Source organism: Citrobacter sp. LJND-P06, assembly GCF_058188415.1.
In genome coordinates this window covers 1,554,770-1,573,986 of record NZ_CP187317.1, presented here as the reverse complement: position 1 = coordinate 1,573,986, position 19,217 = coordinate 1,554,770, and the positions used below count along the sequence as shown (strand labels likewise).

The window sequence follows — 19,217 nt, the reverse complement described above, 5'->3', positions numbered from 1 at the left end:
ATATTGCATGCTTTGCTGACGCAAAAACCCGCAGTAGCGCCCAAATTTCAGCAGCGTCAGCATCAGGCATAAAAAGAGTGAAATGCCATTTTGATTTTTCGTGGCGATTTTGATTTAGGCATCTGTTTATTTATTAGCGAGCAGCGTAAACTCCGCGTCTCGTCACATAATTGATAGAAAAACATGCATAACACCCCCGTTGTCGCCACGCCGAAAACGTTTGATTTGACGTCGTGGGCGTTTCTGCTCGTCGCGTTTCTCACCGGTATCGCCGGTGCATTACAGACGCCAACACTCAGCCTCTTTCTGACAGACGAAGTTCATGCCCGTCCGGCAATGGTTGGCTTCTTTTTTACCGGGAGCGCAGTGATCGGCATTCTGGTCAGCCAGTTTCTGGCCGGGCGTTCGGATAAGAAAGGCGATCGCAAAAGTCTGATCGTGTTTTGCTGCGCATTGGGGATGCTGGCCTGTGTGCTGTTCGCCTGGAACCGCAACTACTTTATTCTGCTGTTTGTCGGCGTTTTCCTCAGCAGTTTTGGCTCGACCGCCAACCCGCAAATGTTCGCTCTCGCCCGCGAACACGCCGACAGGACGGGTCGTGAAGCCGTGATGTTCAGCTCCATACTCCGCGCGCAGGTTTCGCTGGCGTGGGTCATTGGCCCGCCGCTGGCCTATGCGCTGGCGATGGGATTCAGCTTCACTGTTATGTACCTGAGTGCGGCGGTGGCGTTTATTGTCTGTGGCGTGATGGTATGGCTGTTTTTACCTTCTATGCGCAAAGAGGCGCCCCTTGGAACCGGCACCCTGGAAGCCCCTCGCCGTAATCGTCGCGATTCTTTGCTGCTTTTTATTATTTGCACATTAATGTGGGGCACCAACAGTCTCTATATCATTAATATGCCACTGTTTATCATCAACGAATTGCATCTGCCTGAGAAGCTGGCGGGCATCATGATGGGCACGGCGGCAGGGTTAGAGATCCCGACGATGCTGATTGCAGGATATTTCGCTAAACGGCTGGGCAAACGTCTGCTGATGCGTATTGCTATCGTTGCCGGGTTCTGCTTTTACGCCGGGATGTTGCTGGCACACTCCCCTGCGGTGCTGCTCGGCTTACAATTGCTGAACGCCATTTATATCGGGATATTGGGCGGGATCGGCATGCTCTATTTTCAGGATTTAATGCCGGGCCAGGCGGGGTCAGCCACTACGCTCTACACCAATACAATTCGCGTCGGCTGGATTATTGCCGGTTCTCTGGCGGGCATTGCGGCAGAACTCTGGAGTTTTCATTCCGTATTTTGGTTCGCCCTGGCGATGATCGTCGTCACCATGGGCTGTCTGCTGCGTATTAAAGATGTTTAAGGCGCCGTAAGCGCTTCCAGCGTGATCAGAAACGTCATCGCCTGTTGTGCTGACTGACCGCACATTTCTGCACTGGGTTGTAACCCCGCACAGACTTTTGGGCGCAGCGGAGAAGCAAAAATCTTACAGCGCAGTCGGTCGTCAAGCTGAATACAGGGAGTGTTCGCTGGCTTGCCTAACATATAATTATTCACTGTTTAAAATTCACATTCCTGCTGTTAGCATCAGGTCTATCTGATCAATCAATACCATCCGAAGGGAATCACACTCAATGAAACCCAAGCTATATTCGTACGTGCGTTTTTCATCTGTGAAACAACGGGAAGGTAACTCCCTGGAGCGTCAGCAAGATACCGCTCTAAAAATTGCGGCCCGTTATAATCTCGAACTTGATACAACGGCTTTCCACGATCTCGGCATGTCTGCGTTCAAAGGAAAAAATGCTCATGAAGGGAAGCTATCGGAGTTCATCAAGCAGATTGGGGCGAAGGTTCCCGTTGGCTCGTGGCTAGTCGTCGAAAATCTTGACCGCATTAGTCGTGATGATGCCTGGAGCGCTTTGGATATATTCAAGAACATACTTAGCAGGGGGATAGTCGTTGTTACTGGCATGGATGAGAAGGTCTATAAGTACGCGGACGTAAAGAATAATCCAACCGATTTAATCATTTCATTGTTGATGTTCACACGCGCCCACGACGAGTCGTTGACAAAAAAGAATCGAGTTGAAGCCCAGGCCCGTTCGTTGATACGACACAACCTGACAAGAGAATCGGGAACACCAGCAAAAGCAATAGAATCAGTCGGTCAGAATGTTTGGTGGGTAGATACAAAATCAGGATACGTTACTCCACATCCTCTATATTTTACCGCAGCTCAGAAGATTATCGAACTTAAACAAAACGGTGAAACTCTTCTTGGAATCCAACGATATCTTAACGAACATTACCCTGCCCCTAAAAAGAGGGTTTATAAAGACCAGACAGGTCAAGCGCTGACACCCAAAACTGAACAATGGGGTAAACATTTGATCAGGACATTTTTGAACCCCACTGTTCACGGACAAAAAACCTTTACGCTGGATAAACGTGATGAATCAGGTGTCATCATATACGATTCCGAATCAGATGAGCCGTTAAAAGAAACATTCATTATCCCTGATTACTACCCTGCTCTTATGTCGGAGGTGGACTACTTGACACTTTCGAAATTAGATCGACACCGCGCCATCACTCGTAATTCATCAAAATATCCAGCAGGTAATCCTGAACCAGAAATCCCGCTACTCTCAGGTATCGGTATTCTTTTTTGCGGAAAATGTGGTTCTTTCATGTTCAAATCTGGTTCAAGTGAAAACAAGTACCGTTATATATGTGGTTCAAAAATCGTTCAGGGTAAACCTTGCGGTAAAAAAGGTTTTACGTCATACCAGCTTGAGCACACTGTTTTGCAACTAATCGCTGATCACGTCTGGAACAACCACCAAGAAGATAAAACGGCTTGGTACGAATCTGAGATTGAAAAGGCATCTGAAGCTGTTAAAAAGCTGCTAAAGCTGGCAACTTTGACAGATGACCTCGAAGAATTGGCAGATCAGATTAATGCCAATAAACAGAAAAAAATAACGCTTGAGCGAGAATATCAACAGTACAAAATCAGCCGCTCAGAAATTCAAACTACTGGCTGGGATCAATTCCGAAATTTCGATGTTCATGACACTAAAAACCCTGATCGTAAGCGAATTAGGCTGAAGATAAAGCAAGCTATCAAACGTATTGATTGCTATGACATTGATGGGCGGTATGGTCATTTTGAAGTAACCTTCGCCGACGAGACAAAACAGAGAATCGTGATTAAGTTCAATCGAAACCGATCACCTGGTGTTTCGTATGTAGAAGCACAGACAGTAAATGATCATGACTTACTAAAAATGCAAGGACTTGTGTTGCACTCCTTCATTGATGAACTGATTTCACCTGAAAAATTTGCACAGCATATTAAGGACAAGCATGAAGTCAGCATTCTAAACCCGACGTTTATAACCAAGCTGGAGGATGGTGTAAACCAAAACGAAGGTAATGGATTGGCTATCAAGGTAGCTAGCACTACAAGTAAATCGTATGCAACTGTCAACGGTATTAAATACGAGATTAACTCGCTGGAAGACTTAGAAAAACTTTTACAGTAAATCACTCTCCCCTTGCATACCTGTCAAGGGGAAGCCTACCAACGCCCTCAATAGCCCTATCTCCGTTTCCGTTATATCAAAGCAATCTCGGAATTATACACACCACAATCGATCGTTTTTATAGATCGATTTTACGTTATTGATAGATTTTATAGATCAATGTAAGATCATGATTCTTCGAGTAGTGTTTCTCACTAGCAAGACTCACGGGATGGTGATCTGCCCCCGATGGAGTGCAATAGAAAGAAGGTATCCAGAATGACTATCCTTATAAAAACGTTAAAAATCATGGCATCAGGCGTTGTTCTCATTTCAGCTATAACCGCCGCCTCCAGTACCGTCTATTTCTTGCCAGAGGCGAAATCAGCAGGTGTCGCCAGCAACGACAAAAACGCCCTGATGTTTCTCGGAATGGACAGGGATGTAAATCTGAAGGGAATATGCTTCGCGATAACAAAGCAATCATCCTCGATCGTGCCGCTGGTAGATATCACTGCTACAACTGATAACGGCAGATTCACGATGCACGGACTACGCCCAAAGAATAACGACGATACGAAGGAATTAGTCTGTTCACTTGGTTCAGAAGCTGGGGATTTCTTGACTGGCATTGCGAAGTCAACCACCGTCAACGTGAAACTAGATTTCAATGGCGAGATCCGCAGTTACAGTTTCAACACTACAGAGTTCAGAAAAATACTGACTGCCAATGGTCAAGGTGTGTGGGACAAAGCAGCTAAAGACTACGCTCAGGGAGTTCGCGCACCCATTTTCTATAATAACAACCGCGAAGCCACCAAAAACAATGCAGTAACCTCAAATGTCGATACACACAGTTATAAAGCAAGCGATGAGAAACTAAATTCGGTCTGGAAAAACCTTAGCCCTGAAACTAGAAAACGATTACTCCCTTCCCAAAGAGAATGGATAAAGCAAAAATCCGGTTGCAATAATGAACAGAAATGTCTTACCGACATGACGAACAACCGTATTCGTGAACTAGAGTCTGAAAATGAAAAATAATGCACTGACTTTGGTTTTAAAAAACGACTGGATAACTTCGTCTTCTGGTCAAACCTATAACGGGAAATACATGGTTGGACATTTTCACTTGACAGATACGTTTATCGTTGAATATATGAAGCTGATACATGGAGTCGAAATACCTGTTTCATGGATCAGCAGCTGCTTCACTAATACATCAGATACCAATACCCGTAAGGTTATGTATATGGAAGGCTGCGGTATGTTATCTAACGATACAATGAATGAGATCCGTAATGCAGTTAAGTCCCCAACTGACAACGTGAAAATATACCGTAATGGGGAACATATTGTTAAGATAGAAGTTATGGAAAAGCAAAATGAGAGCACACTCTAAACGTCACTTTAAAAAATCGATTGCAACTGTCGCCATCTCCTTCGGGCTTTATGTGTTGAACGGATTATTAATAACACCATGCCAAGCCAGTACATCCGAATCAATACAGGTATCAAACGGAGGCTCAACTTATTTTCAACAAAAAGAACAACCATCTAAACCATCAATAATCGATATACTTCCAAGGGCGTATACTACCGGGGAAGTTTATGCGCGGTTTAAAGAACACGAATTCAGGGCAACGAATGATTTCAAGAAGTGTCGTTTGATGGTGATTGGTAAAATTAAAAGCATCGGTACAGCCACTTTCAGTAAAAAACCGTTAGTAACGTTATATGTCCCTGATTCGAATGAAGGATTAAAATTCATTTTCGAAAATACGGATTATGATAACGATAAAGTTGCTGCGTTAAACGTGGGAGATACTGTGATTATTGCCGGAAGGAATGCACGCCCTGGAACATTTGAAGGTATTTTTTTAGATGGTTCGCAAATCATGACGGGTATGATTTCAAAGAAGAAAAGGCAAATGCTGGCTGTAAATGGTGGAGTCTATGACCGGGAAATTTGCCATAAGTAACGTTCTATAGGATTTTCAAATGCAGGGGCGAATCCCCCCCTGCATTACTCGCCAACGGATTAAGTTATTTAATCAATACATGTTCTGCTGTTTAGGATTCGATAAAAAAGTATACCCGACCGATAAGTCAGCTTTGTATCCCATTTCATCAGGCACCAGGGGCGGTGGAATGCGGGTTGTAGCCCACAATGTATCCCATTCTGTATCTCATTTGTAGTAGGTGTGTATTTGCTTCTGATCTGACTAACCATTAACAAGTTTCTTGCACATCTACAGCAATGTAACTGGAACAAGTTTACGGGACATTTTGTGTCACGAGAGTCATAGTTAACACTAAGATTACGCTTCTCTATTAGTCAAACCATGACTTGAACGTGTACTTGTCCCGCGCTTCCTGCTCTGACATCCCTGTGTAAGCAAAGAACTTTTTAAAGTCTGGTTTCTTAATTGGTTCTATACACTTCAAAAACGCCGCTTGTTTGTTCTCATAAGTCGGCACACCTCCCCATTCCCTGACTCGACTTAACTCAATGTTGCTTTCTGCGATAGCAGGGAACTCAGATAGAAAATGATAAAGTTCAACGATTACATGGTCTATCAGCGCGATAGAGATTTCAGTGATATCAATGAAGCCACCACATAATTTTTTCCCAAGCGTCAACTGAACATGCTCGAGCGTCAGAATGTCGCCATACATCGAAATCTTATCTTTAACCTGTTCGTTCAGCTCGTTTCTGTATCTGAGTAAGCCCATTGCCTCGTTATAGTTCCCGAACATAGCCCCAACCCTGACACTGTTTCGCCACGTTCCCCTTAACTCTTCTGGTGGTGGGGTTCTAATCTTCATCCGAAAAATACGATGCTTAATTTTCCATACGATCGACTCAAGCAGTTTTTTGTTTGCTGTCGGTATTTGGCGTATAAAATACAAGCTGTTTGTACTAAATGTTACATCGTCAAACTTTGTGATTATCGTTGTAAAGACACCAGCTCTGACAAGTGGCTCATCGCTGTCTATCTCGAGGTAATTGGTTTTGATGGAAACTAAGTTACTCAAGCAATCTTGTGCAAGCGCTACGGCCTGTATGGAAGTAATCAAATTATCCCTGGCAATTTTTTGTAGCTCTTGCCTTTTGTTGATGTAGACCGCTGACAATCCCCCTAAGAAGGCTGAAGCAAATGCCATCGCAACGGGGAACACGTAATCTTTCATATAATCAGTTGTTGGTCGTAATGATTCAATGGCTTTAGATATATCGCTGGTGTGCTGGTTTAGAATTAGCCAGTCAGTGAATGTCATGATTTTTCCACCGTGTACTCGTAATGCATTTTCTCCTCAGACCCTATTTTGAAATCAGGATTTGCTTGCATAATGAAACACCACAAACCAAGAGCCTTACCTTTGTAATCCTTGGGAATCTCAACAGAGAATACGTCAGGGTCAGCTTTCGGAGTTATAGCAGTCACTTCTTGCTCATATACGGTATGCTCGTTAAATGCTTCAGTTATCATTGAGCTGAGGCTACCAAACATGGCAAAACCATTGCGTTCAACATCCTCTGATGAGTCAGGATTAAACGTGAAGCGCACACTGTGAAGTTTCCCGTTATCATCCATTATTCCCTCAGGCTCACCACATCCCCAAAGACCGAACCGCATCAGATAGAAGGCAATATTCTTCTCTTCGTGGTCTTCAATCTCTTTTTCGCCACAGTACATCTTTACGTCACCGCAAATGAAACTCGCACGATTGTCTTCGTCAACAGAGGCGTCTTTAGTCCTGTCAGCTACCAGTTCGAAAACAAGTGGGGGTTTAGTCCCAACGGTCACGTCACCGAGCATTGCCATTTCATTTTTAGCAAGGGAATGTATCGGTGTTGTTTGGTACTTCTGTTTAAGTTCAATAAATGAACTCACCGGCAGCAATGTCCACATTCTGAGACAGCGGTAATAGATAGCAAAATACAATGGGACACCGTTTAGCTCACTATAGCGTTGAAGTTTTGCTACGTAGTCCTTTCTTAGTAGGTATGTTGATGTAGGGCTGGGGAGGCTGCTGTTTTTCACCTCAACGAATATCTGCCTACCATCCTTCAGGACAAGCCTGTAGTCAGGTAGTAAAATGTCGGCATCATCAGAAATGACGTCACCAGTGTCTTCAGTTTTTATCAGGCGACACCCATGCAACCCTGCGGCAATTTGACCAAAACACGCTTCCATGCGTTTACCGTGAAGTAGTATCTGATTTTCCTGAGAAGCCTTGAGCGATTCGCCAAACTGCTCAAGGAACGTTTCAGTGTCCTCTGGCGATTTCAGTTTGTAGTCATGTTCACGGCTGAATGCTGTAAATACTTCCAGAGCTTCGAACTTCCCAGGATTTCTGACAAGGCGTTTCATCATTTGATATTCAGTGTTTTTAGGGGGTTACCTAAAGTTACACCTGAACAACAATGATGCGCAACAGCACTAACAAGGAAGCCCATATTGAGACGCGATTGGAGAAAGTGTTTAGCGTAGATTTTTGACGTACCCTGTTTTGTACCGTCAAGCCCCCCAAATATCCGCAATGAAATTGCTGTGAATATATCTCTTTCGGGTATACCTGATAAAGACCATGACACAAAGTCTCAATAGGGTTAAATTTAACTCTATTGACAGCAAAAAAACGTAATGTATCATATGGGTATTAATGTGATGCTTAAAAGAGAATCCATAATGAACGTCCGTATCTACTGCCGTGCATCTACTGAAGGCCAACATGCTGATCGTGCATTAGTTAGCTTGCGCGAATTTGCGCAAAGCAAAAGCTGGTCGGTTGCCGGAGAATACATTGAGAATGCAAGTGGTGCGAAGCTGGAGCGTGTTGAACTAATGAATCTACTGGCGGAAGCACAACCTGGTGATCTACTTCTTATTGAAGCGATTGACCGTCTCAGTCGTCTTCAACATGAAGAATGGGCTGAACTCAAAGCTACGCTGAACAGTAAGGGGCTGGTGATCGTATCAATGGACTTACCGACCAGTTGGCAGATGGTTGAAATGTCCGGTAGTGACCTAACCAGCGGCATTCTGAGAGCAGTCAATGCCATGCTGATCGATATCCTCGCGACAATGGCACGACAAGATTATGAAACCCGTCGTAAACGCCAGGCCCAGGGGATCGCGAAAGCAAAACAGGCAGGTTTGTATACGGGGAAAGAAAAGGATATGCAAGCCCGTGAAGTGGTACGCGAAATGTTGGCACAGAACGTTAAACCAGCCCACATAATGAAAGCTGCTGATATAAGTCGTGCAACGTTCTACCGGATCAAAAAGGAATTGGTAAGCTAGTTCAAATAAGTGTATCAGCTCGGACTCGAACTGACAGTTACCGCAGACAGAGTACTATCAAATCTGACTGTCCGCTCTGAGCGAGGAGCAGATTTCGGGGGGATTACCATGAGCGAACAGTCGAATAATTTTCTGTTCGATCTCGCCCGACAGCGAGGTCTGGTGCTTCTTCAGCAGTTGAGGCTCGAAAGTCCCGTTGCGATCGTGTGTAGTGGCGAGTTCGAAACGGCCAGTCGTCGCTTTAATGGTCTTTTTGCCAGTGCCGTTTTTACGGTTTGCTTCCACATAAACAGCGAGATGAGAGTCAAGTTCAGCGACCAGAGCAGCTTCCGTTAACTGTTTTATTAACGGGGTTAAGATACCATCCTTTCCTGTTAACGCTTGACCGGAGTGGAGGGCATTAAGTGCTTTGTCAAAATCGAACGGCCGGGACATGCGCCATTCCTTTTTTGAAGTATATTACTGGAATGACACAGAATTTCTAACGCACTCTATAGATCTTCATTTATTTTCGGATTAATATCATCTATTGAATTTATCTTCGATATATTCTTGAGTTCAGTAAGGTATTGAGGCTCATTTTCAAGAAACCAGTGGAGTATTTTAGGGCTTGACAGCAAAGAATCAATATAGGATCTGGCGATCGAAAACTTTAGAGTATTCGCCCCATATTCATTTTTTATCTTGCTAGTTTCCTCTTTGGTTACAGACATTTCTCTTTCAAGACGTCGCATTGCTTGTTTGGCTTGATTGTTTTTAAGCGGTTGTTTTATTTCTTTTGCTAGTAAATGCTCCGGAGTGTTATCAAGCATCGATACAGCCAGCCCTCGAGAGTAGTTATCAAAGCCTATCATTGATTCAACTGCTTCAATTTGTCTGATTGGCTTCATCTTTCTCAAAATGGAAAATGTAGTTCTAGGGACAGGTTTATCTGATAAGAGAGAAATAACTATAGGGTCGATCCCGGTTAAAAGATTTGTTTTCCCTATAATATTATCAACGGAGATTCCCAGCACAGCACTTAGCTTTTCAACAGAAACTTTAGTTAAAGCCTTTTTTATCATTTTATATTCTTGTATAGGGTTCATATGATTGACGTGTTTGTTGGGAGTGAAAGTATCATCTAAAGTTGATATTATACATGCGGCCTTTTCAATTCCTAATTCTTTCATTGCTTCAACTCTTAAATGTCCGTCTAGAATTCGAATTTCATTCTCTTTTTTATCGAAGTATACCAAGATCGGTTCAACTAATTCAAGTTCTGCAATAGACGTTTTTATCTGCTGATATTTAATTGAGTTCTTAATGTTATGGATAAGAGGTTTTGAGGGTATTAGTTTATATACATCTAACTGCATAAATTCATTTAAAAAGCTTTGCTTAATCATTTTTGTTATCTCCATCGATTGCAGCAAGAATATGATTAGGTATCTCTACAAATTTTTCTTCATATGCTAATTTTATAAACGAATCATGTTGTAGCAATTTGGTGAATATTTCGCTTATTACTGTCAGTTTTTCTTTTATAAAATCAGAATGCTCTAAGATAGATCTATGTTCATGTATCACATTTTTATACATTTTCATTAGTTCATCCGTAGTCATTCGCCTGCTGTCTTTTTTTTGTGAGAAAGAGATTATACTATTTCCTTTTCTTCCTTCTTGTCGTTGGTTAAGAATACCTCTTATCTTTTGTATGTCTTTTGTCTTAATTAGTTTTTTTTCATATGCATCTACTAATAACCTCTGGGATTCTTCATTATTGCATTTAGAAAACTCTACAGCTAGATAAAGTGGGATTTCACCTCTATCTGCTGCACTCAGTAATTTATGCTCCCCTTTTTCCAATAATTTTCTTATGTAAGAAACCCAGCTTCCTGAGTAGCCGAGTATTTCTGCTATCTCACTGTCACTTAACCCTTTTTTATTCATTGTTCTTACTACTTCAAGCAGCTCATTTGAGCGAGGTTTTCTTCTAACTATGTTTTCAGCAAGGCTCATGATATAAGCATCTTCTTCGCTGATGTCTCGAATGATTGCTGGCACTAAGGGTTCCCCTAACCCTAATATGGCTTCTATTCTTCCTTGGCCGCATACAAGTGCATATGAATATAAAGGATCCTCTATACGCCTCACAGTGATAGGTTTACTTAATCCTCTTTTATTTATACTCTCTTTTATTCCATCATGAATGAATTTATTACGGGAGCGTGGATTTATGATTTTTATTTGATCTATGCTGATCATTACTATCTGATGTGGGAATGTTCTAGGCTGCATATGGTTTCCTTATTTGTATTCTCTTTAATAGGCGGTAAAATAAATTAAGATCGTTATATCTATACATTTCAAACAATGCAGGATTGTTTTCTTTAATAATCAATTTAGTGAAGTTAAAGTCTAATCTTGGCAAAATGAAATAATCTACTGGCAGCTTATTCTCGCTATCCATTCTTATAACTATAGTTATGTCTGGAGTATGATTGGGTTCTAGCCGTATTTTCCAGCGAAGTCTCCCTGATTTTAGTTTCTTACATTTACATATGATCACGGAAACGGACATATTGTAATTTATTACAAATTCTTGTGTATTAGGTTCCTGTTCTATCTTACAATTGCAATTCTCTATTTCAGTTTTGAATATTTCAATTAACTCTGAATAAAACACTCTTAATTGATTATTAATTTCAAGATAGGTGTAGTCATGTTCAGGCTTGTACTCTATCAATTGGTATGCTCGTATCAACCCACCAAATCGACTTTTGTAAATTGATGATGAAGGACCAAAGTCATCTTCATCAATAATTACACCTGATAATTTTCCATTTTCCTTTAGTTTTAGCCTTAAATATTCAAGAAGCTCCTCATTTGTTATGTTTTTAGAACGAGCCAGGATGATCTCTTGTGCTTTCAAAAACTTCTTGATACTTACAACTTTCTTATAAGCTTTATTGCACCTAACCCACTCCTCTTTTGGATTTTTAACTGTTTTTGTTTTTAGTTTGCTAGATGTTCTGTTATAAACATTATTTCCTATGTACTTCTCATTTGTAAGTATTGTGTGAATCTTACCGCGAGTCCATAGTGTACCATTTTCTGCAGGTGTTCCATTTCTATTCAGTTTGTCTGCAATAAGAAACTCTGGAATGTATTGCTCTATAAACATGTCATAAATTAAATTTACTATTCTTACCTCTTTTGCTGGGCCAGGAGCAAGTATTACTCTATCAGTTTGTATACTTTTGCGTTTGCCGTAAGAAAGAATTTCTTTTATATTCCCTTTTTCATCAATTAAGATTCTACATAATCCATATCCGGCTATTCCTCCTTGGTGATACCCATGTCTGATTAGATTTGCTTGCCCGAGAAATACTTTATCAGAAATGTTTTTACTTAAACTTGCTGCCGCAGCTCTCCTCAGATTTAGCATGACTGAGGCTTCCAGAGGGAACTCTTTTGTCGGCAAAGGTTCTGCACAGAATATCAGCTCAACGCCATGCATCCGAAATAGGTGAGTATAGTAGGCCGCTTCATCAGTTTCCTGAAAACGTCCGAATCGGCTTACATCGTAGAGTAAAATTGCCTGTATGCTTATGATGCCCTCGATAACATCGTATACAAGCTTTTTCAATGAGTCTCTACCGGCTATTGATACTCCGCTTTTCCCGGCATCATCGTAGGTGTGCAGGATTTCCATATTATGATTCTCGGCAAACTTTGCTATGAAGTCTGCTTGATTATGGAGAGAATACTGCTGATGATCTGTTGACATCCTAAGGTACTGAGCTACTGGGATTTTTTGAAGGAGATCTTCATTATTTATCATTTTATCTCCTGTTTTGAATTTGCCATTTAGTTATAAGATGGTTAAATTTTAGACGTTTTTTCTGTGGTTACTAAATTTGAACGGTACGATAAGAGTAGATTATGATGGTTTTTTCCTAACCACCTGTTTTTAAGGATTAAAATTATATTGAGGTTCTGGTTTCTACGATATGACGGAGGTGTTAGGTTTTATGAGGAGGTTTAAGGACATGGGTGTTTGGTCATTGGATCTGCTTCATGCATATTTTCTCCGATAAAAATTTTACCAACATCAGATTGACACACACGTCTTACTCAACTGAGCCAGTTGCTACCGAGGAGTAAAGCGCCCACTAAAATTTTGCCACGATACGAGAGCTTGCCAAAACCTCTCAACTTCCGCTTTTAGCACAGGGCGGAGTGTCAAATTGGGAGAGGATCTGCGCCAAAGCTGTGTCAGGCCGAATCTAATACTTTTTCTTCGATTCTGACCAGACAATGCTCATTGAACAAAAAGTTCTGCCACTTGTGAAAACATAAAACACTCGCTTCAAATTTTGAAATTATGTCCTGAATTACGAGCGAAGCGAGTTCCGTCAAGCGAAGTGAAGACGGATAGTTTACAACTGGTTAAAAACCAGTCCAAAAACTACATTTTTCTCTATATATAAAATATAATAATATAATTATGTAGTTTAGTTGCTAACACTCACTACGTTCGTGTCCTTCGCTTCGCTCGGAATTTTGAAGTAATGTATAGCAATGCAAATATCATTGAGCTATCAAGCACCTGACCGAAGCAAAAAGTTAATCAGGTATTGGTCACGCTCTCAAACGTCCTGAGCGCGATTCTAAGCGCTTTTCATGACATGGGTAATGCAATCGTATAACATGCAAAGAAAAGCGCACTACGGGCTTCCTGTGCGATATTTACGAACCCAGTGTTTTACGACTCAATTTCGATGTTGAGTACATGCGTGTTCCCTTCCCTGTTTGCAACTTACCGCGTTCTTTTGCCAGGTAAGATAGCCAGAATATCGGACCTTCAAGTGATGAAGGATATTCACGATGAATGACGTAGTGATCGGGATAGTCCTTCGTAGCTTTAGACAAGTTTACCAGCGTTGCTTTACCACCTGTCAGTTTCATCCAGATTTCCGTAATAATACCAGCGATCCCTCTTTCAGGAGTTCCAAACCACCTTACCGAACGATGTGGAAGTGCAATCCAGCAATGGTAATGGGGCTGTGATGCCTTTTCCTGTTCGCAAACCCAACCGTACGCAAAATCGATAATAGGTTCCGATAAACCGTTGTTCCCTGACTCCAGGCGGGCACGTAATCGTTTGAACAGTTTGCGTATGTATTCGTTAGAGCGAAAAGGTTGAGCCAATCGAAGACTGTATCCTCTTTGAAATTGGGGAGCACAGCAATGAAACGATACAGGAAAACCAGTGTGTAAGATCTGGAAGGATGATGAATCACGAACGAAGAACATTACAGCTTTAAACAAATACAATTAACGTATATTCAGATCACTGTCTTTTACCTTACCAAATCTACCGACCTAATTATTACCGACGAGTCGCGTAGCGACGAAGTTTCACGAGGCGAAGCCGAAGTGACACACAGCATTTTTGAATGTTAACAGTAAGACTATCACTTGTTCGCTTCGCTCACTGCGTGATACTTCGTCGCTACGCGACTCGTAGTAGTTATATTATGTTATTAAAAGTTCTGATTAGGCTGATCCCTGTCATCCGTTCGCTACGCTCACGTCTGAACTCGCTTCGCTCGAAACCTTTCAGAATTATTGCTTGGGTATGATTTCAACGAGGCGCAGCCGAAGTTGCTATATATTATAGGTAAAAATAAAACCCATACAAACCAATGAGTTACAAGTATACACGTCTTTTTCATGTCTCTTTTAAGGCGTTTTAATGCAAATAAAAACTTATATATATCAACAAGTTAAAAATACATATCTTTGCATGTCGCGTTTTTTGGGACATGCAAATTTTGATTGTCCACGAAAGATGATAAATAATGGCATCAACAACGAATCTAGGTAGACGAAACCATGAATTTACACTTTACAATTTTTCCCAAAAGAATACAAAAAGAACCCTATTTCCTTCGCGAATCCACGGTAAAACTGAACCGAGTTGGCAATAACCGAGTAAAATCGCAATTCATTTTTAAACGTTCTTTCAGCCAAATAGCACTCATTCTGGACCTCGATAAAAGTGAAGTAGACCGGGTCAGAAAAATTAAACAACGGCTTCCTGATCATAAATTGATAGGGATTGCCCGCTGGATCATTGCACCACTTGAAAACAGCCAATCGGCTTTATGTTATCTTTTTGTCTGTGAAGACAATGTCGCGTACCTATCTGCACCTGAGATGGTTTTTACTAATGACATCATATCAATAGACTCATCAACCAGACGTTCGGTCTATAAAACAACTTACAACCTAACTAACCCCGATACGAAATATGGGTATATTAACCTTCGTTTTCATTCTGAATACAAACTGGTTACAAAAAGACGTGGTCCATCAAAAACTAAAAAATTATCCGAAGGTAAACCGCCTTCTGACTATGCATCTTTGTTGGTTGAGTATGAAGCTTTACGCAAGGAAGTCGAGCGGTTAAAAAAATATGATAACGCAGAATGAAATTATAGATGGAAACTGTTCCCAATCGAAGGTGCTGTTGCTTCCTCTAACTGGATAAGGTAAATAAAAGCTTCTTCACGGTTCGTAGAACACATATCTATCGACGGTTGTAGACTGCCGCATACTTTAGGGCGCAGGGGTGAGCCAAAGATGCTACATAGGTTATCCTCCGATAACTGAACACATCTTACATTAGCTGGTTTCCCCTGTGGCATTCCCGGAATTGGACTTGAAATCGAAGGTGCAGTACAACAAGCCCCGCAATCGATACGACACTTCATTATAGAATCCTTGCTCATCCCCCACTCAATTATTGACAGTAACAGAATGTCCTACTGACTGGTAGCCTGCCATCTATATCTATGCTTTCAGAATGTAGCCGTTAACTTCTAATGTATTGAAAAAATAAGTAAAAACATAAATTCGTTCCCATGCATTTCTTAACCTATTCTTTTTTTCAGTGTAAAATCTTGCTCAGAAGTACTGTCATGCAACTTATTACATGGAGTTACTATGGGCTTTTATGTTAAGAAGAGCATTCGCGTTGGACCGATGAGATTCAACCTATCCAAATCAGGAGTCGGTGCATCTATTGGTATAAAAGGACTGAGGATTGGTACTGGCCCAAGAGGAAATTACATCCACATCGGCGCTGGCGGGGTCTATTATCGTGCTTCGCTTTCACCAAGTATGATCCCACAGGACGGCAAGAAGGTTCAACGTGTACCTGATGAATCCCCAGTAGAACATGACAATACGCATGCACCTCTTGAGGAAATCGAGTCATCTCATATCTCGGAAATCGTTGATTCCAATTCCCGAGAACTGCTTGAAGAGTTGAATAACAAACGTAAAAAGTTACAAATATGGCCCTTCGCTATTTTCCTTTCGATTGCAATTTTACTTTACGGTTTTTCACAGGCATGGCCTGAGTGGTGCCTGGCAATAGGATTTATCGCAGGGGGAGCTGTTTCCGTTTTTGCTTACATGTACGATCAGCTAAGAAAGACCACTGTTCTTTTTTATGACTTTGATGACGAAATGATGGCATGTTACCAGCAACTTCATGATAGTGGGGCTATGCTTGCAAGCTGCTCAAAGGTATGGCATGTAGAAGCTTCTGGAGCTGTTTATGACCCTAAATATCATGCCGGAGCAAGTAACTTGCTACGTAGAAAAACAACCTCTATCAGCAAATCAAATCCTCCCTTCGTTAAAACAAATATTGAGACGATTGCCATCAATGTAGGTCGTCAAACATTACATTTCTTTCCAGATAGAGTACTCGTTTTTGACCGTGACGGTGTCGGTGCTGTTAGTTATGACCAACTATTCATTAACGTTGGTAATAGTCAGTTCATTGAAAGCGAAAGTGTGCCCGGAGATGCCTTAGTCGTTGGCAGGACATGGAAGTATGTTAACAAATCGGGTGGTCCTGACAGACGATTTAAAGACAATACAGAAATTCCTATATGTCTATATGAAAATCTTTCGTTCACAAGTCATTCTGGACTAAATGAGTTATTACAGCTGTCTAAAATTGGGTATGGGGAATGTTTTTCACATGCAATTGAAACACTTAGCAAGAAAGTCATATCTTCTTAGTTAAGTCGTTTTTATACTGTGAATAATTGACTATTGGGCTTGCCGTCTGGCATACCTGGGATGGGGCTGGAAATCGAAGGGGCCGTGCAACAGGCTCCGCAATCCGGACGGCATTCCATACTGTTTTCTCTTTTATTAACCACCGGATCGAAGGCAGCGAACAGTATCACCTTTTTTGCACCAGCAAAAGTGTGAATTCCGCTTGCCTGAATGACCGGGCGCGAGTAGTTTGACGCGATATTTTTGACATTCTTCATAACAGGATTTTTTCGATGCCAAGAGCGAACGAAATTAAAAAAGGTATGGTACTGAACTACAATGGCAAGCTGCTGATTGTAAAAGATATTGATATTCAGTCCCCTTCCGCCCGCGGTGCTGCAACACTGTACAAGATGCGTTTTTCCGATGTGCGTACTGGCCTGAAAGTCGAAGAACGTTTCAAGGGCGACGACATCGTGGATACCGTGACCCTGAGCCGTCGCGGCGTTGATTTCTCTTACGTCGATGGCAACGAATACGTGTTCATGGATAAAGAAGACTATACCCCGTATACCTTCACCAAAGATCAGATTGAAGAAGAGCTGCTGTTCGTCCCGGAAGGCGGCATGCCTGATATGCAGGTTCTGACCTGGGATGGACAACTGCTGGCGCTTGAACTGCCGCAGACGGTGGATCTGGAAATTGTTGAAACAGCACCTGGCATTAAAGGCGCTTCAGCAAGTGCCCGCAACAAGCCCGCGACGCTGAGCACGGGTCTGGTGATTCAGGTTCCTGAATACCTGAGCGCCGGAGAAAAAATCCGCATCCATATTGAAGAACGTCGCTATATGGGTCGCGCTGACTAAGTCAGCAGCACCATAAATGCAAAAAAGGGACGGCGCATTCAGCACCGTCCCTTTTTTATTGTTGATTTACAGCAGATCGCGGAACTGCGTTTGTTTCAACGCCAGCTCAACCCCACGAACCTCAGCCAGCCCTTTCAGACGGCCAATCGCAGAGTAACCCGGGTTGGTTTTCTTGTGCAGATCGTCAAGCATCTGATGACCATGATCCGGGCGCATCGGAATGGGACGCAGATCGCCCGCCTTCTTACGACGCTGCTCTTCCGTCAAAATCGCCGAAACCACGGCAACCATATCGACGTCGCCTTGCAGATGCGCGCCTTCGTGGAAGGTTTTCGGATTATCTTCGCGGCATGTGGAACGCAGGTGGGTAAAATGAATACGATCGCCGAAGGTTTCAATCATTTTCACCAGATCGTTATCAGCACGCACACCGTAAGAACCGGTACACATCGTAAAACCGTTGTAAACGCTGTCGACGGTCTCTTTCAACCACTGCATGTCCTCGATGGTAGAGACAATACGCGGCAGTCCGAGGATTGGGCGCGGCGGATCGTCCGGGTGTACCGCCAGTCGTACTCCCACCTCTTGTGCAACCGGTACGATTGCGCGCAGGAATACCGCCATGTTGTCACGCAAATCGTCTTTGCTGATACCATCATATTCCGCCAGGCGCGCGCGGAACTGATCCAGCGTGTAGCCTTCTTCCGCGCCCGGTAAACCGGCGATAATATTGCGCGTCAGCTTCTCAATATCCGCGGCGGTCATGGCATTGAAGTACGCCAGCGCCTGACGCTGTTCTTCTTCTGTGTAATCGGCCTGCGCGCCTTCACGTTTCAGAATGTGCAGTTCAAACGCGGCAAAGGCAATCTGGTCGAAGCGCAACGCTTTAGAGCCGTCCGGTAGCTGATACTCAAGGTCGGTGCGCGTCCAGTCGAGGATCGGCATAAAGTTGTAGCACACAGTATCAATCCCGCACGTCGCCAGGTTACGGATACTCTGCTGATAGTTTGCAATCCACGTCTGGTATTGCCCGGAGCGGGTTTTGATCTCTTCGTGCACCGGGATGCTTTCCACTACCGACCAGGTCAATCCTTTTTCCGCCAGAATCGCCTGACGCTTTTGAATTTCTTCGACTGGCCACACTTCACCATTCGGAATGTGGTGCAATGCGGTCACAACGCCCGTTGCGCCAGCCTGACGCACATCATCAAGTGATACCGGATCGTTAGGCCCGTACCAACGCCAGGTTTGTTCCATTGCTTCACCTCACAAGTTGTTATACCAAATTAATGTATCTGCATGACGACTACCATACATGCATCTCGCTAATGATCAATACGCCCCCCATGTTTGATTGATCCAGCTCACATTCCCCGGATAAACACGGCATACCAATTCAACTTTCTGTCATATAACTTTACACTGGCGTTGTTAATTTAT

16 protein-coding genes and 4 pseudogenes are annotated in these 19,217 nt (G+C 42.6%); 9 read left to right on the top strand and 11 right to left on the bottom strand.

Annotation, left to right across the window (positions count from 1 at the left end; translation table 11 throughout):
- The first annotated feature begins 183 nt into the window (after positions 1-183).
- A complete protein-coding gene (setB, locus tag ACO7SM_RS07555) occupies positions 184-1,365 on the top strand; it encodes a sugar efflux transporter SetB (protein WP_490470304.1) in 1,182 nt (393 codons plus the stop codon).
- Here setB and ACO7SM_RS07550 read toward each other — a convergent pair.
- A pseudogene (locus ACO7SM_RS07550) lies at positions 1,362-1,541 on the bottom strand (YkgJ family cysteine cluster protein); the annotation flags it as partial. The gene setB and the pseudogene ACO7SM_RS07550 sit on opposite strands and share 4 nt — an antisense overlap.
- A gap of 95 nt (positions 1,542-1,636) precedes the next feature.
- On the opposite strand from ACO7SM_RS07550, the gene ACO7SM_RS07545 reads away from it, so the two are divergent.
- The 4 genes from ACO7SM_RS07545 (at position 1,637) to ACO7SM_RS07530 (ending at position 5,514) form a co-directional block, all read left to right on the top strand.
- Positions 1,637-3,553, top strand: coding sequence for a recombinase family protein (locus tag ACO7SM_RS07545; RefSeq protein WP_046481650.1), 1,917 nt, complete (start codon positions 1,637-1,639; stop codon positions 3,551-3,553).
- A 258-nt stretch (positions 3,554-3,811) separates the two neighbouring features.
- Positions 3,812-4,576, top strand: coding sequence for a lysozyme inhibitor LprI family protein (locus tag ACO7SM_RS07540; protein ID WP_192468788.1), 765 nt, complete (start codon positions 3,812-3,814; stop codon positions 4,574-4,576).
- Positions 4,566-4,934, top strand: a complete 369-nt coding sequence (locus ACO7SM_RS07535; protein WP_174771312.1) for a hypothetical protein — start codon at positions 4,566-4,568, stop codon at positions 4,932-4,934. Before ACO7SM_RS07540 ends, ACO7SM_RS07535 begins: the two co-directional genes overlap by 11 nt.
- A complete protein-coding gene (locus ACO7SM_RS07530; RefSeq protein ID WP_174771311.1) occupies positions 4,918-5,514 on the top strand; it encodes a hypothetical protein in 597 nt (198 codons plus the stop codon). Before ACO7SM_RS07535 ends, ACO7SM_RS07530 begins: the two co-directional genes overlap by 17 nt.
- A gap of 352 nt (positions 5,515-5,866) precedes the next feature.
- On the opposite strand, the gene ACO7SM_RS07525 is transcribed toward ACO7SM_RS07530, so the two are convergent.
- Positions 5,867-6,814: a hypothetical protein gene (locus ACO7SM_RS07525; protein ID WP_119174415.1), complete on the bottom strand. Its 948-nt coding sequence runs from the start codon at positions 6,812-6,814 to the stop codon at positions 5,867-5,869.
- Entirely contained in the window at positions 6,811-7,914 is a 1,104-nt protein-coding gene (locus tag ACO7SM_RS07520) for a hypothetical protein (RefSeq protein WP_225624047.1), read from the bottom strand. Before ACO7SM_RS07520 ends, ACO7SM_RS07525 begins: the two co-directional genes overlap by 4 nt.
- Before the next feature lie 315 nt (positions 7,915-8,229).
- Here ACO7SM_RS07520 and ACO7SM_RS07515 point away from each other — a divergent pair, with 315 nt between their 5' ends.
- Positions 8,230-8,844 carry a recombinase family protein gene (locus ACO7SM_RS07515; protein ID WP_174771310.1) on the top strand — a complete coding sequence of 205 codons (615 nt, stop codon included), beginning with the start codon at positions 8,230-8,232 and terminating at the stop codon, positions 8,842-8,844.
- A 102-nt stretch (positions 8,845-8,946) separates the two neighbouring features.
- Here ACO7SM_RS07515 and ACO7SM_RS07510 read toward each other — a convergent pair.
- From ACO7SM_RS07510 to ACO7SM_RS07490, 5 genes and pseudogenes are all read right to left on the bottom strand, one after another.
- A pseudogene (locus tag ACO7SM_RS07510) lies at positions 8,947-9,279 on the bottom strand (transposase); the annotation flags it as partial.
- Positions 9,280-9,335: 56 nt separating this feature from the next.
- Positions 9,336-10,232 (bottom strand): plasmid partitioning protein RepB C-terminal domain-containing protein, encoded by an 897-nt coding sequence (locus ACO7SM_RS07505; RefSeq protein WP_174771309.1) that lies wholly within the window; start codon positions 10,230-10,232, stop codon positions 9,336-9,338.
- Positions 10,225-11,124: a ParB/RepB/Spo0J family partition protein gene (locus tag ACO7SM_RS07500; protein ID WP_174771308.1), complete on the bottom strand. Its 900-nt coding sequence runs from the start codon at positions 11,122-11,124 to the stop codon at positions 10,225-10,227. The genes ACO7SM_RS07505 and ACO7SM_RS07500 overlap by 8 nt, the downstream gene beginning before the upstream one ends.
- Positions 11,114-12,670 (bottom strand): recombinase family protein, encoded by a 1,557-nt coding sequence (locus tag ACO7SM_RS07495; RefSeq protein ID WP_490470303.1) that lies wholly within the window; start codon positions 12,668-12,670, stop codon positions 11,114-11,116. The genes ACO7SM_RS07500 and ACO7SM_RS07495 overlap by 11 nt, the downstream gene beginning before the upstream one ends.
- Before the next feature lie 908 nt (positions 12,671-13,578).
- Positions 13,579-14,019: pseudogene (locus ACO7SM_RS07490) on the bottom strand (YagK/YfjJ domain-containing protein); the annotation flags it as partial.
- Between the two features lie 708 nt (positions 14,020-14,727).
- Here ACO7SM_RS07490 and ACO7SM_RS07485 point away from each other — a divergent pair.
- On the top strand, positions 14,728-15,327 hold the full coding sequence (locus ACO7SM_RS07485; protein ID WP_046481664.1) for a hypothetical protein: 600 nt from the start codon (positions 14,728-14,730) through the stop codon (positions 15,325-15,327).
- 2 nt (positions 15,328-15,329) lie between these two features.
- Here the strand turns inward: ACO7SM_RS07485 and ACO7SM_RS07480 are convergent, their stop codons facing one another.
- Entirely contained in the window at positions 15,330-15,608 is a 279-nt protein-coding gene (locus ACO7SM_RS07480) for a YkgJ family cysteine cluster protein (RefSeq protein WP_052746920.1), read from the bottom strand.
- Positions 15,609-15,840: 232 nt separating this feature from the next.
- Between ACO7SM_RS07480 and ACO7SM_RS07475 the strand changes: the two genes are divergently transcribed.
- Positions 15,841-16,932: a DUF4236 domain-containing protein gene (locus tag ACO7SM_RS07475; protein WP_046481666.1), complete on the top strand. Its 1,092-nt coding sequence runs from the start codon at positions 15,841-15,843 to the stop codon at positions 16,930-16,932.
- Between the two features lie 35 nt (positions 16,933-16,967).
- On the opposite strand, the pseudogene ACO7SM_RS07470 reads toward ACO7SM_RS07475, so the two are convergent.
- Positions 16,968-17,051 (bottom strand): annotated as a pseudogene (locus tag ACO7SM_RS07470) (YkgJ family cysteine cluster protein); the annotation flags it as partial.
- A 153-nt stretch (positions 17,052-17,204) separates the two neighbouring features.
- Here ACO7SM_RS07470 and yeiP point away from each other — a divergent pair.
- Positions 17,205-17,777, top strand: a complete 573-nt coding sequence (gene yeiP / locus ACO7SM_RS07465; RefSeq protein WP_203360641.1) for an elongation factor P-like protein YeiP — start codon at positions 17,205-17,207, stop codon at positions 17,775-17,777.
- 66 nt (positions 17,778-17,843) lie between these two features.
- Here yeiP and uxuA read toward each other — a convergent pair whose 3' ends face one another.
- Complete coding sequence (gene uxuA, locus ACO7SM_RS07460; RefSeq protein ID WP_490470302.1) at positions 17,844-19,034, bottom strand: mannonate dehydratase; 1,191 nt, start codon at positions 19,032-19,034, stop codon at positions 17,844-17,846.
- Positions 19,035-19,217: the final 183 nt, after the last annotated feature.